The following is a 15,569-nucleotide window of genomic DNA, read 5'->3' on the forward strand; positions in this document are numbered from 1 at the left end:
ACAATATTTTCTTTACAATTACTTTTTCAGAAAAGGCGGTGGCACATTGTCATCATTTATAAAAGGAACGATGTGGCTGGCAGGGGCCATTTTCCTCGTAAAAATACTCGGTTTCGTGAACAGAATGATCATTGCCCGTTTAATCGGCGAAGAAGGGATCGGTCTGTATATGGCCGTATTTCCCGCATTTATTTTAACCGTCACGGCTGTCCAATTTGGATTGCCTATTGCTGTCACAAGAAGTGTTGCGGCTGCTGAAAATGATCAACAGCGAAAACACATTTTAATGAGTTCCCTTTTTTTCACCTTATCGCTTGCATGCATTTTCACACCGCTTCTTTGCTTGCTTGCACCATATCTTGCTGAAACGCTTTTTCATGACAAACGTGCTGTTTTTCCTCTTTATGCGATTGCACCATCTATTCCGATCATTGCCATTTCATCGATTTTGCGTGGTTATTTTCACGGTGTGATGAATATGAAACCCGCCGCACTATCACAACTGATAGAGCAGATCGTGCGGATTGCGCTCATTATCGTCTCCGGACGCATGTTCCTGCCATACGGGATTGAATATGCGGCCGCCGGCGCGATGGCCGCTGCTTCTGCCGGTGAACTCGCTTCACTTCTTTATTTACTTGGGGCTTTTCGTTCAGATTGGCGGAAGCTACGCAAATGGCCCGGAAAAAGAACAAATCGTCAGTTGACCAACGAACTAGCTGAAACCGCTCTGCCGGCAGTTGGCAGCCGGCTGATCGGATCTGGTGCCTGGTTTTTAGAACCGATCGTTGTCGTCAAAAGTTTAGCGATTGCCGGACTGACAGCAGGCGCTGCAATGAAGGAATATGGTGTGTTAACCGGCTATGCACTCCCACTTATGTTTTTGCCGTCTTTTTTAACACTTGCCCTATCTTCTTCACTCGTACCGGATATTAGTGAATCATTCAGTAAAAAAAAGTACAGCGCGATTGCCTGGCGTATTAATGAATCCATTCGGTTTTGTTTTTTTTCAGGCGGCTTCGCGGTGATTGTTCTGTTTTTATTTTCAAAACCGCTCATGTCCATTATGTATCATACCGAAAAAGGAGCCGATTTAATTCAACTTATGGCACCGTTTTTCCTTTTATATTACTGCCAAGGACCTCTGCAAGCTGTCCTGCAAGCATTAAATTTGTCCCGTGCTGCGATGATGAACAGCTTTTTCGGTAATGCTGTAAAACTATGCGTCATCTTTTTATTCGCTAAGGAGCCCCAGTTTGGCATTACCGGCGCCGCTATCGGAATTGCATCAAGTATCGTGCTCGTCACACTTCTTCATACAGCATCCATGCTAAAAGCCGTTCCGATGAAATTGCAATATGGTCTTTATATAAAAATGATGCTCCTTGTTGTCTTTACATATCTTGCAATGGACGCAGTTATGCCATTTTTATATACAACACCCGTTCCCCATCTTTTAAGCGGCATCCTCTTTTGTTTCATTATGTATTTATTCGGCGCGGCTGCTCTTGGTATTTTCAAGAAAAAAGATATATCTACACTGCTGTTCTGGCGTTCTTAACAAAAACAGCCTCCAGAAGTAATAGCTCTGGAGGCTGTTTTTTGATTAAATGGTGCCTTTATCGACAATTTCACGTATAGATGCGCGGTCATACGTTAAGCGTGTGCCATCGCCGCATACGATCGTGATCGTTTTTTCATCAGAGGATTCGATCCTACCGTGAAGTCCACCAATCGTGACGATTTTATCTCCCTTTTGCAGGTTGTTTTGCATTTCTGACACTTGACGCTGGCGTTTTCGCTGTGGACGGATCAACAGGAAATAAAACAGTGCAAACATAACAATTAATGGTAAAAACTGTGATAATTGATTCATATTCTTTTTTCACTCCTTTCCAAAAACAGAAGACGTCAAAAGTTTTTTGCATCCGGACGGTTGAAACCGTATTGCTCAAAGAACTCCTCGCGGAAATCACCAAGCCGGTCCTCTCGGATCGCTTGACGTACGTTTTCCATTAAGTTTACCAGAAAATGAAGATTATGATAAGTAGTTAGTCGAATTCCAAACGTTTCATTGCAATGAAGCAGATGGCGAATGTAAGCACGCGAATAATTTTTACACGTATAACAGTCACAATTTGGATCGAGCGGACCGAAATCACGCGCATATTTTGCATTTTTCACAACGAGACGGCCTTCACTTGTCATTAATGTGCCATTACGGGCAATGCGTGTTGGCAGTACGCAGTCAAACATGTCAATGCCGCGCATCGCCCCATCAATTAATGAATCAGGTGAACCGACACCCATTAAATAGCGCGGCTTATCTGTCGGCAAATGCGGCGTTGTAAAATCAAGCACACGATTCATGACATCTTTCGGTTCGCCAACGGACAAACCACCGATCGCATAGCCAGGGAAATCAAGCGATACGAGATCACGCGCACTTTGACGGCGCAGTTCCTCGTATTCTCCCCCTTGCACAATGCCGAATAATCCTTGGTCTTCAGGACGCTTATGCGCAGTTAAACAGCGTTCTGCCCAACGGGATGTACGTTCGACCGATTTTTTCATGTATTCATATTCAGCTGGATACGGCGGACACTCATCAAACGCCATCATAATATCAGAACCGAGTGCATTCTGGATATCCATCGCTTTTTCCGGGGATAAGAATAATTTGTCTCCGTTTATATGGTTGCGGAAATGAACACCTTCTTCTTCAATTTTCCGAAATTCACTTAATGAAAAGACCTGGAAGCCACCAGAATCCGTTAAAATAGCGCCATCCCAATTCATAAACTTATGGAGGCCACCTGCTTCTTGTACAATGTCATGACCCGGGCGAAGCCATAAGTGGTACGTGTTGCTCAGTAAAATGTTCGCCCCCATTTGCTTAATGTCTTCCGGTGACATTGTTTTTACCGTTGCGAGCGTGCCGACGGGCATAAATACGGGTGTTTCAAAGCTTCCATGCGGCGTATGAACGCGGCCTAGCCGTGCACCCGTCTGCTTGCACGTTTTAATGAGTTCATATTTAATGGCTGTCATATTCAGTCCCACCTTTCGAATCGATAATAAGCATCGCATCACCAAAGCTGAAAAAGCGATACTGTTCTTTTACCGCTTCAGCGTATGCCTTTAGCACTTCCTTTTGTCCTGCAAGCGCACTGATTAACATAATAAGCGTTGATTTCGGCAAATGAAAGTTCGTAATCATCCCATCAATTGCACGAAATTCAAACCCTGGATAAATAAAAATATCCGTCCAGCCATTTGATTCTTTTACAGTACCGTGATCAAGCGCTGCTGTTTCCAGCGTTCGGACAGACGTAGTTCCGACAGCAATCACACGTCCACCATTCTCTTTCGTTTCACGAATGGCGTCTTCCGTCTGTTTCGAAATAGTATAATACTCCGCATGCATATCATGCTCTTCAATCATATCTACTGAAACCGGGCGGAATGTTCCGAGACCGACGTGCAACGTAATAAACTCAACACGTACACCGCGCATCTTTATCTCATTTAACAGCTGTTCTGTAAAATGAAGCCCTGCCGTCGGAGCAGCAGCAGATCCACGCTCTTTTGCATAGACCGTCTGATAGCGGTCTTTTTCTTCAAGCTGTTCTTTTATATAGGGAGGAAGCGGCATTTCGCCAAGTTCATCAAGCACTTCATAAAAAATCCCCTCATATTCAAAGCGAAGCATACGTCCGCCGTGTTCTTTTTCAGCGGTGCACACAGCGCGAAGCTTTCCATCGCCGAATGAAATGATGCTGCCTTCTTTAATACGCTTCGCCGGTTTAACGAGCGTTTCCCATACATCTTTTTCATCCTGCTTTAAAAGAAGAACTTCAATGTTTGCGCCTGTCTCTTCCTTCACACCATGAAGACGGGCCGGTAGCACTTTTGTGTCATTCAAAACAAGCAAATCGCCAGGTTGTATGTACTCAACAATATGTTTAAAAACGTCATGTTGTATGTTGCCCGTTTGTTTGTCCAGCACCATCATCCGGCTTTCTGCACGTTCTAAAAGCGGTATCTGCGCAATTAGTTCTTCCGGTAAATCAAAATCAAAATCTTCTACTTTCATATTCACACCTCTAATTATTTCCATTTTCCAACTAGATAAAAAATAAGCGACAGCACAATGCTTGCAACAATCGATGTGACAATCGGAAAGTAAATAGTCGCATTTTCTTTTTTTATGATAATATCGCCGGGAAGCCGGCCAAGCTTTGTAAACTGCATCAAAATGCCGATGACAAGCAGAACGGCTCCAATGATCATGAATAGTTTACCCAATCCAGTCATTGTGCCGGTATCTCCATATGAAAATGTTCATAGGCAGCCGGCAGCGCAGCGCGCCCACGCGGCGTTCTTTGTAAAAAGCCAATTTGTAATAAATACGGTTCATACACATCTTCAATCGTCGTTGATTCTTCACCGATGCTTGCCGCAAGTGTATCAAGCCCGACTGGACCACCTTTAAAACGGCTAAGAATGGTCGTGAGCAGTTTATGGTCAATATGATCAAGTCCGAGCCGGTCGACTTGCAGCAGCTCAAGTGCTTCATTTGCTTTTTCAAGCGTAATATTCCCATCACCGCGTACTTCCGCATAGTCACGTACACGTTTTAATAAACGGTTCGCTATTCGCGGCGTACCTCGTGAGCGGCGTGCCAGTTCTTCTGCTCCATCTGCTTCGATCGTTGTTCCAAATATATCAGCTGTCCGCAGCACGACATCTGTCAGCTGTTCCGTCGTGTAATATTCGAGCCGTGAATGAACGCCAAACCGATCCCTAAGCGGTGCAGACAGGGCACCTGCACGCGTCGTTGCACCGATAAGCGTAAACGGCGGCAAATCAAGGCGAACAGAGCGTGCTTCCGGTCCTTTACCAATCACAATATCAAGACAAAAATCTTCCATCGCCGGATACAGCACTTCTTCTATTGAGCGCGGCAGGCGATGAATTTCATCAATAAACAGCACATCGCCTGGTGCAAGAGCCGTTAATACAGCGGCTAGATCCCCTGGTCGTTCAATCGCCGGTCCCGATGTTGTTCGGAATCCAGCACCCATTTCGTTCGCGATGACGGCAGCCATCGTCGTTTTTCCGAGTCCCGGCGGTCCGTATAATAACACGTGATCCAGTGTTTCTTCTCTCTTTAAAGCAGCTTCGATAAAAATGGACAAGTTTTGTTTCACTTGATCCTGTCCGATATATTGATTCAGTGTCTGCGGACGGAGCGACTGCTCTTCAAACCGTTCATCAGCTCCGGCATCACCTGAGAGTACACGATTATCCCCTATCATATGGAAAGAACCCCCTTTTTATCCAAGCAGCATCTGCAGCCCTTTTCGAATGTATTCATCCGTTGGCATGGCCTCTTCTTTTTCAAGGCGTGCGGAAATACGGTTAATTTCCCGCACAGAATAGCCGAGTGCTTCCAGTGCGAGAAGAGCTTCTTCCAACTCTATATTACCGGACGCCGCGGCAACCGCTTCTTTTTCAGGCTGAAATAAACCTGAAAGCGTATCACTTGTCACACCATCCAGTTTCCCTTTTAAATCAAGAATCATCTGGCGTGCTGTTTTTTTCCCGATACCCGGAAACTTTATTAAATACGGTTCGTCTTCCCGTTCAATGGCACCGACTACATGTGACGGCTCACCTGATGCAAGTACCGCAAGCGCTCCTTTTGGTCCGATGCCAGATACGCTGATCAGCTTTTCAAACAACCGCTTTTCCTCCGATATCATAAAACCAAACAAAAGCTGCGCATCTTCCCGCACGTGATGATACACATAAACAGTCACAGTCGTTTGTTCGTATTTTGAAAATGCAAATGGATTTGGCGTTAACAGCCGGTATCCAATTCCGTTGTTTTCAATCACAATGTATTCTGGTCCAATGAATGAAATAGTACCTTTTATGTACTCGTACAATTTTTTGTCTCCTTTAAACACGATTCGTTCATTCTATCATACCATACACGAACTAAAAAAGGAACGTCCGTTCCGTGAATATTCAGTTAGTTTTGTAATACTCGTCGATGGCCACAATTAATGCTCCCATCCGTTCACGCTCTGGTGCGACGACACGCGTGATCCCATACTCATTTAACGTACCTGTCGTCACTTTTCCAACTGATCCAGCAACGGCTATTTCGTTAAATGCTTTTGCCAAATCAGTTGACAAATGGCGTTTTTCCGCCTCTTGAAACAGCACGCGTACTTGCGGGGTAGCAGTAAATAGTACCGCTTCGATCTCACCTGCAATTACCTCATCGACAAGCTGTGTGACAATCGCTGGATTCGGAACAGTCGTTTTATAGGGCAATGCGCGTGATACATCTGCTCCTTTTTCGGCCAATGTATTTTCAAGAGCAGGGACAGGTTCGCCATGCAGCTGCAAAAAAACATTATGACCGCTAAATGAAACATCCTGAAGCGCGTGAAGCAATCCAGCATTTGTTCCATCCCCATCAACAATTTCAGATGTAAATCCATACTTCTTCAACGCTTGCACCGTTTTATATCCACGACTGGCAATACGTGAGGCTCCAACGACTTGTGTTAATTCATCAAGCAATCCGAGTGAGTCAGCTGCCTCAAATAACGTATTAGTACCAATTCCTGTTGTGAATATGCTCCAGTCCGTCCCTTTTTGCGTAACAGACTCAATGGCTGCTTTCATTTCTTCCGGTGTACATTTAATCGTTTCCTGCAACGGACGCTCAAGCGGGATGCCGCCTTTTTTTTCAACCATCGTACACATTTCATCCATTTTTCTTGAACCCGTAATCGCAATTCGCTTCTCATGTAAGTTTCCCACGTTTTCTCCCCGTTTCTCTTTTCTTTTAATACTATCTTTTTCACTTGCATTTTTCCATAAAAAAGACGGTTCAACGTATTGTTGAACCGTCCCATTCCATCATTACTTACTTAATTGGTTTTTTCAAGATACCAAGCAGTACAGCTGTAACTAGAGATCCGATTATAACGGCCGCGAGATAAAGAAATGGGTTACCTTGCACAATCGGGAAGACGAAAAGTCCGCCATGCGGTGCTGGAAGCCCGATGCCAAACATCATCGTCAGCGCTCCAGCTATAGCTGATCCGACAATCGCTGACGGGAGGACACGTGCCGGATCTTTCGCCGCGAATGGAATCGCCCCTTCCGTAATGAATGAAAGTCCCATAATATAGTTTGTTTTACCCGCTTCTTTTTCTTGTGTTGTAAATCTTGATTTAAAAAATGTGGTTGCAAGAGCAATACCTAATGGCGGAACCATACCACCAGCCATAATCGCTGCGTGTGGTGCGTAGTTTCCTGCATCGATCATCGCAATACCGAATGTGAACGCCGCTTTGTTCACTGGTCCGCCCATATCAACAGCCATCATACCGCCAAGAACAATACCAAGAAGAACAAGGTTGCTTGTACCCATATTACCTAGTACTTCGACCAACCATGTATTCAATGCACCAACCGGACCGTTAATGATATAAATCATAATGATACCCGTAATAAAAATACCGAAAAGCGGATACAAGAGAACCGGTTTTATTCCGTCAAGTGACTGCGGAAGACCGCTAAACAATTTCTTGAAACCTACAACGGCATAACCAGCAAGGAAACCGGCAATTAAACCGCCGAGGAATCCAGAACCGCCACTTGCCGCTAAAATACCGCCGACCATCCCAGGCGCGAGACCTGGACGATCCGCTATACTCATCGCAATGAAGCCTGCTAATACTGGAATCATAAGCGCAAAGGCACTGCCACCGCCTATGTCAGAAAGTGCTTTCGCAAACGCATTGTAGGATGGATCATCTGGATTCACCGCATCAATACCAAATGCAAAAGAAAGGGCAATTAAAATACCGCCGCCGACAACGAACGGAAGCATCATAGATATGCCGCTCATCAAATGTTTATAAAAAGCGTTTCCCGCTGAGTTGCCACCGGATGAATCAGCTGACGATGAGCCGCCTCCCCCTTGAAACACAGGCGCATCTTGCTTTACAGCGCGGTCAAGAAGTCCATCTGGATTGCGTATCCCTTGTGCGACCGGTACTTGAATGACATGCTTACCTTTAAAGCGTTCCATCTCCACTTGCTTGTCCGCCGCCACGATGATCGCTGTTGCGTTCGCAATTTCATCGGCTGTCAGCGCATTTTTCACACCACTTGACCCATTTGTTTCCACTTTAAAATGAATATTTTTTTCTTTCGCTTTTGCCCTTAATGCATCCGCTGCCATATAAGTATGTGCGATCCCAGTTGGACAGGCTGTCACAGCGAGAACAGACGGTGCACCCGATTGAACAGGTGCGGCTGTTTCTTCTTCAACAGGCGCATCTTCACTCGATTCAAATGCACGGATGATATCTTCTTCTGTACGCGCGTTCATCAATACTTGACGGAATTCAGGGTCCATTAAGAAAGAAGAAAGGCTTGATAATGTTTCAAGATGTGCTTCATTTGCGCCATCTGGAGCTGCAATCATAAAGAATAGATGTGCCGGCTGTCCATCAAGTGATTCATAGTCAATACCTGCTTTTGAACGACCGAATGCGACCGCCGCTTCTTTAACAGCAGCTGTTTTCGCATGTGGAATCGCAATACTTTCGCCGACACCGGTTGTACTTTGTGCCTCGCGCGCTAAAATCGCTTCTTTAAAAATGACACGGTCATTCAAGCGGCCTGCTTGATCTAATTTCGCTGCGAGCTCATCAATGACAGAAACTTTATCTGTCGCTGAAAGGTCCAGGATCATCGTATCTTTTTTCAACAAATCAGTGATTTTCATTTTGACCGTCCCTCCTATTCTACGTTTACAATTTTCACATGGCTATAGACATCTTCTACCTCTTCTTTCGTACATAGATCATCAGAAAAGGCCGTCGCACTGCCGGCTGCAACTGCCCAGTGAAATGCTTCATGCGGTGCAAGTCCAGCATCAATTTTCGCCATAAACGCGGCAACCATTGAATCGCCTGCCCCGACTGTATTTTTCACCGTTCCTTTTGGTGATACGGCAAAATAAATTGATTCATTGTTAACAAAAACCGCTCCATCACCGCCCATAGAAACGATAACATTTTCAATACCGCCATCGACTAATTTTTTCGCAATAAATGCCGCTTCTTCCTTCGTATTAACATCTGTATTAAATAGTTCGCTCAACTCGTGATGATTTGGTTTAATAAAAAAAGGGTTGTATGGCAGTAAAGCTTTTAATGCCGCACCGCTCGTATCCACGACAACACGTGCTCCTTTTTTGCGTGCGGTGTCCATTAATGTACCTACATAATCTGCTGGAAGGGACGATGGTACGCTGCCGCCGATATGAAACCAATCATGCTCTGTCAACTCTCCCGTCAACTGCACTAGTCGATTCGCCTCTTCTTCCGAAATAGACGGAGCCGGTCCATTAATTTCTGTTTCGGTACCTGATTTTAGTTTCACGTTAATACGTGTGACGCCATGAACGGATGTAAATCGGTGGAAAACACCTTCACGGTCAAGTTCACTTTTAATAAAATCGCCTATAAATCCGCCCGCAAATCCGATAGCACACGTATCGCTGCCAAGCCTCTTCAATAGGCGTGACACGTTGATCCCTTTCCCACCCGCATATAAATCGGCACTCTCCGATCGATTCAAGCCGCCTGCTTGAAAATCCTCCACTCGCACAACATAGTCGACGGCTGGATTTAACGTACACGTGTAAATCATATTAACGACTCCTTAATGTCCGTTTTTTCTGCAAACATCCGCCTCATTTTATCAGTTATTTTACCTGTCACAATGACCGCGTCTTCCAATTTTGCTATATAGGCGAACGTGCTTTCCTGAAATTTCGATGCATCGGTTACAATAAAAGGCTGCTGTGCTCGTTTTAGTGCTTCTCTCTTAACTATTGCTTCTTCCGGATCCGGCGTTGTGTAGCCAGCCACCATGTGAATGCCGTTTACGCCAAGAAATGCTTTATCAAACCAATATTGCTGCAAACTGTGAACAGCACCGGTGCCAGTTAATGCTTTTGTCGATTCTTTCAGCCTGCCGCCTGTACCATATGCTTCAATTCCCCGTTCAGCAAGCAGTCGCAAATGATCAAATCCATTCGTCACAACCACAATATTTTTTGCTTGAATGTAAGGAATAATGGCTAATGTCGTTGTGCCCGCATCAATGAAAATACAATCATCGTCCTCGATGAGGGATGCAGCAAGACGGCCAGCCACACTTTTCTCTTCATAAAATCGGTTCGTTTTTTCGTTCATCGACGGTTCTGTGCGTTTTCTTGATACTTTCGCTGCACCGCCATGAACACGTCTAAGTAGACCCTTATCTTCTAAATCGGTCAAGTCCCTGCGTATTGTCGACTCTGAGGCACCTGTCAATTCAGTCAATTCATGAATTTTGACTACTTCTTTTTCTTTTAAAAGGTTTAAAATGGTCAAATGACGTTCTTCCGTCAACATTGCCTTCATTCCCCTGTTCTTTTTGTTTCCTTCATTATACAACCGCTTTTATAAGAAAACAATCATTTTCAATCAAATTAATTCAAAATCAATCAAGACAAACCAATAATCCATACATATTGATTGTTTACACTAAAAAAGTCGATCAGCATGATGCTGATCGACTTCTCTTCTCTATTAAGGTGAAACCATGCCGCCTGCACCTGCTGAGTTCAAATCAGACTGCACTTGAATGCCGTCTTTTTTATCCATTTCGCTTTCTCGGAGCGTACCCTCTAGCTGTTTATCTGTTACAGCGATAACGTTTATCCCGTGTTTCAAAAGAGCACTTTTTAATTTAGATTGAATATCACCTGAAATTTTCGTTTCGTCAAATGTTAATTCGGCAAATAGCGTTTTCACTTCACTGCCCCCTTTTAAAATTCTGATTAAAGGTAGCATTCCCTTCTTGGTCTTTTTCATTTGTTCATATGAAAGAAAGACGCACATATTGCGCGTCTTCACCATTACGTTTCACTTCATCGATTGCAGTACGGACAATGCGGCATCATATGCGGAAATCCATGTTCATTCATTTCATTTTCATTCATTTCATTTTCATTCATTTCATTTTCTTTCATTTCATTTTCTTCTTGCTCTGTTTCCATCTCATGCATATAAGGCATTGCATGAGGCATTTGAGGCATTGCATAAGGCATTGCATGAGGCATTTGAGGCATTGCATAAGGCATTGCATGAGGCATCGGAAAAGGCATCGGGTAAAAATAGCATGGCATTGGTGGACATGGCATCATCATTTCGTGCTCATATCCCTGTTCATATCCATGTTCAGCAGGAGATGGTGCTGGAACGGGTTGTGTCATCCACTGTTCTGGCATCGGCGGACATGGCATCGATGGATATGGCATTGGCGATTCTGGCATCGATGGATATGGCATTGGCGATTCTGGCATCGGCGGTACCGGCAGTGTCGATTCCGGCATCGGCGGTACCGGCAGTTTCGATTCCGGCATCGGCGGAATCGATGGCATTGGCGATTCTGGCATCGGCATCGATGGCATTGGCGATTCTGACATCGGCGGAATCGGCATCGATGGCATCTTTGGTTCCTTCATCTCGTCCATTTCCGATTCTAGTAGCGGCGGACGGCCATTCGGTTTCTCGTTCGAATATGGATGCTCGCTACCATTATATGGACGCTCACTGCCCTTATATGGACGCTCACTGCCCTTATATGGACGCTCGCCGCCCTTATGACTGACAGTATCAGGCAGTTTAATTTTCATACCCGGTACAATCATATCCGGATTTGCCAGATGAGCGTTTAGCTTCTTTACTTCTTCATACGAAACACCGTGCTTTTCAGAAATCGACCAGAGTGTGTCACCGCGCTGAACAATATGGATTTTCATTGTTTCCCTCCTCAATGAGCATTCAACATATTGTATGCGCCCGGTACCCTGCTGTGCCGAAAAAATGTCAGTTTGCCCGTGCCAGCATCCGGTCAAGTGACATCTTTGCCTGTAATGCTGTTTTCTCGTCTACTTTAATAATATTGCCTTTTTTACCTGCCTTAATTGTTTCTAGCGACCAGAGCAAATGTGGCAAATCAATTCGGTTCATCGTCAAACATGGACACATATTTGGATTCAGCGAGATAATGTCTTTATCAGGATGATTCGCAATAATCCGTTTCACTAGATTCATTTCTGTTCCGATCGCCCAGGACGTACCAGGTTCCGCCTTTTCGATTACGTCAATAATGTATTTCGTGGACCCATTATCATCAGATAATGCCACCACTTCCCGGCGGCATTCCGGATGCACAATGATGTTCATGTCCGGTCTCGTCCGGCGTAGTTCTTCAATATTGGAAACGGTAAAGTTTTCGTGAACAGAGCAATGTCCTTTCCACAAAATAACTTGAACATTCGCGATATCTCCGTCATATTCAAGCGTATCTGTGATCGGATTCCAAACCGCCATATGGTCAAGCGGCACACCGATGTCAAATGCCGTATTCCGGCCAAGATGCTGATCCGGCAAAAATAAAATACGTTGTTTTTGCGTAAATGCCCATTCTACCATCGAGCGCGCATTCGATGATGTAACGCATGAACCGCCATTTCTTCCGGTAAATGCTTTAATAGCAGCGGTTGAATTCACGTACGTGAGCGGAATGATCGTATCACCGAATGTTTGCTGGAGAGTCGTCCAAGCCCGTTCAGTTTGATAAATATCTGCCATATCCGCCATCGAGCAGCCCGCACGCATATCAGGCAAATAGACCGTTTGGTCGTCATTCGTTAAAATATCAGCCGTTTCTGCCATAAAATGCACGCCGCAAAAGACAATGTGCTCTGCTGCCTGGTTCGCCGCCGACACTTGTGCTAACTGCAATGAATCCCCAATTGCATCGGCAAATTGAATCACTTCATCCTTTTGATAATGGTGACCTGGAATGAACAGGGCAGAGCCAAGTTCTTGTTTAATCTCGCGCACCCGCTGTTCCATTGCCCCCCGCTCCATATGCCGGTATATTTCCGGAAGCATTCCTTCATTCGTCTTTAACAGTTCATTTAATGCCATTTAAAACAGCCCCTTTCATGTCCACTCGTGCACTTATATCAAGTGCTTTCACTGAATGCGTTAATGCACCGAGAGAAATCCAGCCAACACCCGTTAACGCATAGTCGCGTATATTTTCAATCGTAATCCCCCCGGATGCTTCTGTTGCAATATGCGCCGGTACAATCGGCAGCCATGATTTGATCTGTTCAGGCGTGCAGTTATCAAACATGACAATATCCGCGCCCGCTTCCACTGCTTCTATCAGCTGCTCTTTCGTTTCAATTTCCACTTCAATTTTCATCGTATGGCCGCAAGCAGAACGTGCTTTTTCTACAGCACTCGAAATGCTTCCAGCAAAAGCAATATGATTATCTTTTAACATAACAGCATCGTATAAACCGGTGCGATGATTAAAAGCACCCCCTGTTCTCACTGCGTATTTCTCTATCATGCGCAATCCAGGCACCGTTTTTCTCGTATCACAGACGCGCGCATTCGTTCCTTCTGTTTCTTTCACTGCCTGCGCCGCTGCTGTCGCGATGCCTGACATTCGCTGCACAAGATTTAATATGACCCGTTCCCCAGAAAGCAGCGCGCGCAATGAACCTTGAATACGAGCAATCACTTCACCTTGCCTCACAACGTCGCCATCTTTTTTCAAAACCGACACCGTTACATGTTCATCGACTAACCGAAATCCTCTTTCAATGATAGCCCGTCCGCAAAAAATACCAGCTTCTTTCGCTGTAAATGTAAATGATCCCATCTCCTCTTCAGAAAAGATGCTTTCTCCTGATACATCCCGATCGCCAATATCTTCAATAAAAAATGCTGTAAGCAGTTGATCGAGTTTGATTCCATTCATGTTCTCCACTCCTCACCGATATTTTTCCTTTTTCAAATGTCACCCAGCTTTGCCCCCACTGTTCTCTCGCTTCCGGAAAATCTGCTCGAATATGGGCACCTCGCGTCTCAGTTCGCTCAAGTGCTGACCTTGCAATTAAATACGCTGTCGTATGCATAAACAATCGTTCTATTTCTGAAACGGATAAGTGACTTATATCTCCGTTTGTATTTTCCACAACCTTCAAACAATCTACTATACGATTAAGCCCTTCTTTCGTTCGAGTAATACCTACGTTGTCCATCATCATCGCTTGCAATTCATCTATTTCAAAAAGCGGTGGAACAGTTAATGGAAAAGCAATCGCGGCCCTCTTTTTGACCTGCACGTTTTGATCACAAGACAATATATACGCCGCCATTCGTTTTCCAAAAGCGATTCCTTCTAAAAGGGAGTTACTTGCAAGCCTATTTGCTCCGTGTACACCCGTACAGGCTGTTTCACCAATTGCATATAAACCATTAATGGACGTTTTCCCTTGCGAATCCGCCTTTACTCCGCCCATTAAAAAATGGCTGCCTGGTGCAACGGGGATGAATCCGTCTTTTATATCAATTCCATTTTTAATACACAGAGCGGTTATGGTTGGGAAGCTCTTCTCGAAATGATCAATCATGGAAATATCGAGAAGCACATCATGACCGTTTTTGCGTGCTTTGTATAGTTCAAACGCGGTAATGTGCCGGGGAGCAAGATCTTTCATCGGATGAATTCCTTCCATAATATGGCGTCCACTTTCATCTACAAGTACTGCTCCTGCTCCGCGAACCGCTTCTGACACAAGCCCTTTTGCTTCACCATTTATATATAAAAGAGTCGGATGAAACTGAACAAACTCCATATCTGTCACGACTGCACCTGCGCGGTAAGCAAGCGCAATCCCGTCACCTGTTAACGTTTTCCTATTTGAGGTAAATGGATAGAGCGCTCCTGCTCCGCCCGTTGCCAGCACTATATGATCCGCTTCATATGTGTGTATCGTGCCGTCAATCGTTTTCGTTTTCACACCGGTGCATCTTTCATTTGACACAATAAGTTCAAATGCCATTTCTTGTTCCACAATGCGTACATTATCCGGCATAGACTTTAATAAATGCTCGATTGTCATTTTTCCAGTCGCGTCACCGCCAGAATGAACAATCCGATGTTCACTATGTGCTCCTTCTAAACCGAGAGAAAGCGTGCCCGTTGAATGGCGGTCTGCTGGAAATCCCCCCTTTAAAAGCTGTTGTACGCTTCGTGCCCCTTCTTCTACAAGTTGTTCGACAGCAGACAAGTTATGATGATGTTCCCCTGCCTTTAATGTATCTTCTATATGAGAACGGTACGTATCATTTGTAGACATCACAGCTGCGATGCCTCCCTGTGCATAATACGAATTGCTATCCCTTATCGTTGACTTTGTGATAATAATCACATTTAATTGCGATGCTAAATGTTTGGCTGCCTGCAAAGCGGCAATGCCTGATCCAATAATGACGACCTGTGACGTAAATTTCATCGCTTACCCTCACTTTACAGTTGTCTTGACACCTATCTTCACATAAAATAAACAATATGACAAGATTAAATTTACGATAGAGAGAAGTGTA

At 44.7% G+C, this 15,569-nt stretch carries 16 protein-coding genes; 1 reads left to right on the plus strand and 15 read right to left on the minus strand.

The window, feature by feature from the left end:
• The first annotated feature begins 46 nt into the window (after positions 1–46).
• A complete protein-coding gene (gene spoVB, locus A3M5_RS0112035; RefSeq protein WP_018394032.1) occupies positions 47–1,561 on the plus strand; it encodes a stage V sporulation protein B in 1,515 nt (504 codons plus the stop codon).
• Between the two features lie 45 nt (positions 1,562–1,606).
• Here spoVB and yajC read toward each other — a convergent pair whose 3' ends face one another.
• The 15 genes from yajC to nadB all read right to left on the minus strand — a co-directional run bounded on the left by yajC (position 1,607) and on the right by nadB (position 15,478).
• Positions 1,607–1,876: a preprotein translocase subunit YajC gene (gene yajC, locus A3M5_RS0112040; protein WP_018394033.1), complete on the minus strand. Its 270-nt coding sequence runs from the start codon at positions 1,874–1,876 to the stop codon at positions 1,607–1,609.
• Between the two features lie 35 nt (positions 1,877–1,911).
• The gene (tgt, locus tag A3M5_RS0112045) at positions 1,912–3,051 is read right to left on the minus strand and encodes a tRNA guanosine(34) transglycosylase Tgt (protein WP_018394034.1); all 1,140 of its coding nucleotides are present in this window, start codon (positions 3,049–3,051) and stop codon (positions 1,912–1,914) included.
• Complete coding sequence (queA, locus tag A3M5_RS0112050) at positions 3,038–4,096, minus strand: tRNA preQ1(34) S-adenosylmethionine ribosyltransferase-isomerase QueA (RefSeq protein WP_018394035.1); 1,059 nt, start codon at positions 4,094–4,096, stop codon at positions 3,038–3,040. The genes tgt and queA overlap by 14 nt, the downstream gene beginning before the upstream one ends.
• 14 nt (positions 4,097–4,110) lie before the next feature.
• On the minus strand, positions 4,111–4,317 hold the full coding sequence (locus tag A3M5_RS0112055) for a DUF2905 domain-containing protein (RefSeq protein ID WP_018394036.1): 207 nt from the start codon (positions 4,315–4,317) through the stop codon (positions 4,111–4,113).
• The gene (gene ruvB, locus A3M5_RS0112060; RefSeq protein ID WP_018394037.1) at positions 4,314–5,321 is read right to left on the minus strand and encodes a Holliday junction branch migration DNA helicase RuvB; all 1,008 of its coding nucleotides are present in this window, start codon (positions 5,319–5,321) and stop codon (positions 4,314–4,316) included. The genes A3M5_RS0112055 and ruvB overlap by 4 nt, the downstream gene beginning before the upstream one ends.
• 18 nt (positions 5,322–5,339) lie before the next feature.
• Positions 5,340–5,954, minus strand: a complete 615-nt coding sequence (ruvA, locus tag A3M5_RS0112065) for a Holliday junction branch migration protein RuvA (protein ID WP_018394038.1) — start codon at positions 5,952–5,954, stop codon at positions 5,340–5,342.
• Between the two features lie 82 nt (positions 5,955–6,036).
• Positions 6,037–6,843: a uroporphyrinogen-III synthase gene (locus tag A3M5_RS0112070; RefSeq protein ID WP_018394039.1), complete on the minus strand. Its 807-nt coding sequence runs from the start codon at positions 6,841–6,843 to the stop codon at positions 6,037–6,039.
• A 106-nt stretch (positions 6,844–6,949) separates the two neighbouring features.
• Entirely contained in the window at positions 6,950–8,824 is a 1,875-nt protein-coding gene (locus A3M5_RS0112075) for a PTS fructose transporter subunit IIABC (protein ID WP_018394040.1), read from the minus strand.
• A gap of 14 nt (positions 8,825–8,838) precedes the next feature.
• Complete coding sequence (gene pfkB, locus A3M5_RS0112080; protein WP_018394041.1) at positions 8,839–9,753, minus strand: 1-phosphofructokinase; 915 nt, start codon at positions 9,751–9,753, stop codon at positions 8,839–8,841.
• Positions 9,750–10,502 carry a DeoR/GlpR family DNA-binding transcription regulator gene (locus A3M5_RS0112085; RefSeq protein ID WP_018394042.1) on the minus strand — a complete coding sequence of 251 codons (753 nt, stop codon included), beginning with the start codon at positions 10,500–10,502 and terminating at the stop codon, positions 9,750–9,752. Before A3M5_RS0112085 ends, pfkB begins: the two co-directional genes overlap by 4 nt.
• Before the next feature lie 177 nt (positions 10,503–10,679).
• Positions 10,680–10,904 carry a hypothetical protein gene (locus tag A3M5_RS22940; protein ID WP_026221702.1) on the minus strand — a complete coding sequence of 75 codons (225 nt, stop codon included), beginning with the start codon at positions 10,902–10,904 and terminating at the stop codon, positions 10,680–10,682.
• A 116-nt stretch (positions 10,905–11,020) separates the two neighbouring features.
• Complete coding sequence (locus A3M5_RS25825) at positions 11,021–11,914, minus strand: LysM peptidoglycan-binding domain-containing protein (RefSeq protein WP_018394044.1); 894 nt, start codon at positions 11,912–11,914, stop codon at positions 11,021–11,023.
• A 67-nt stretch (positions 11,915–11,981) separates the two neighbouring features.
• Complete coding sequence (gene nadA, locus A3M5_RS0112100) at positions 11,982–13,091, minus strand: quinolinate synthase NadA (RefSeq protein ID WP_018394045.1); 1,110 nt, start codon at positions 13,089–13,091, stop codon at positions 11,982–11,984.
• Entirely contained in the window at positions 13,078–13,938 is an 861-nt protein-coding gene (gene nadC / locus A3M5_RS0112105; protein WP_018394046.1) for a carboxylating nicotinate-nucleotide diphosphorylase, read from the minus strand. Before nadC ends, nadA begins: the two co-directional genes overlap by 14 nt.
• Positions 13,892–15,478, minus strand: a complete 1,587-nt coding sequence (nadB, locus tag A3M5_RS0112110) for an L-aspartate oxidase (protein WP_018394047.1) — start codon at positions 15,476–15,478, stop codon at positions 13,892–13,894. The genes nadC and nadB overlap by 47 nt, the downstream gene beginning before the upstream one ends.
• Between the last annotated feature and the right edge of the window lie 91 nt (positions 15,479–15,569).

It is taken from the genome of Bacillus sp. 37MA, assembly GCF_000372765.1.
GTDB classification, from domain to species: Bacteria; Bacillota; Bacilli; order Bacillales; family Domibacillaceae; genus Domibacillus; species Domibacillus aminovorans.

What these genes read in the sequence shown, in the direction of transcription:
- yajC (WP_018394033.1), bottom strand. Translation starts at nt 1,876, where the DNA reads ATGAATCAATTATCACAGTTTTTACCATTAATTGTTATGTTTGCACTG.
- tgt (WP_018394034.1), bottom strand. Translation starts at nt 3,051, where the DNA reads ATGACAGCCATTAAATATGAACTCATTAAAACGTGCAAGCAGACGGGT.
- queA (WP_018394035.1), bottom strand. Translation starts at nt 4,096, where the DNA reads ATGAAAGTAGAAGATTTTGATTTTGATTTACCGGAAGAACTAATTGCG.
- A3M5_RS0112055 (WP_018394036.1), bottom strand. Translation starts at nt 4,317, where the DNA reads ATGACTGGATTGGGTAAACTATTCATGATCATTGGAGCCGTTCTGCTT.
- ruvB (WP_018394037.1), bottom strand. Translation starts at nt 5,321, where the DNA reads ATGATAGGGGATAATCGTGTACTCTCAGGTGATGCCGGAGCTGATGAA.
- A3M5_RS0112075 (WP_018394040.1), bottom strand. Translation starts at nt 8,824, where the DNA reads ATGAAAATCACTGATTTGTTGAAAAAAGATACGATGATCCTGGACCTT.
- pfkB (WP_018394041.1), bottom strand. Translation starts at nt 9,753, where the DNA reads ATGATTTACACGTGTACGTTAAATCCAGCCGTCGACTATGTTGTGCGA.
- A3M5_RS0112085 (WP_018394042.1), bottom strand. Translation starts at nt 10,502, where the DNA reads ATGTTGACGGAAGAACGTCATTTGACCATTTTAAACCTTTTAAAAGAA.
- A3M5_RS25825 (WP_018394044.1), bottom strand. Translation starts at nt 11,914, where the DNA reads ATGAAAATCCATATTGTTCAGCGCGGTGACACACTCTGGTCGATTTCT.
- nadA (WP_018394045.1), bottom strand. Translation starts at nt 13,091, where the DNA reads ATGGCATTAAATGAACTGTTAAAGACGAATGAAGGAATGCTTCCGGAA.
- nadC (WP_018394046.1), bottom strand. Translation starts at nt 13,938, where the DNA reads ATGAATGGAATCAAACTCGATCAACTGCTTACAGCATTTTTTATTGAA.
- nadB (WP_018394047.1), bottom strand. Translation starts at nt 15,478, where the DNA reads ATGAAATTTACGTCACAGGTCGTCATTATTGGATCAGGCATTGCCGCT.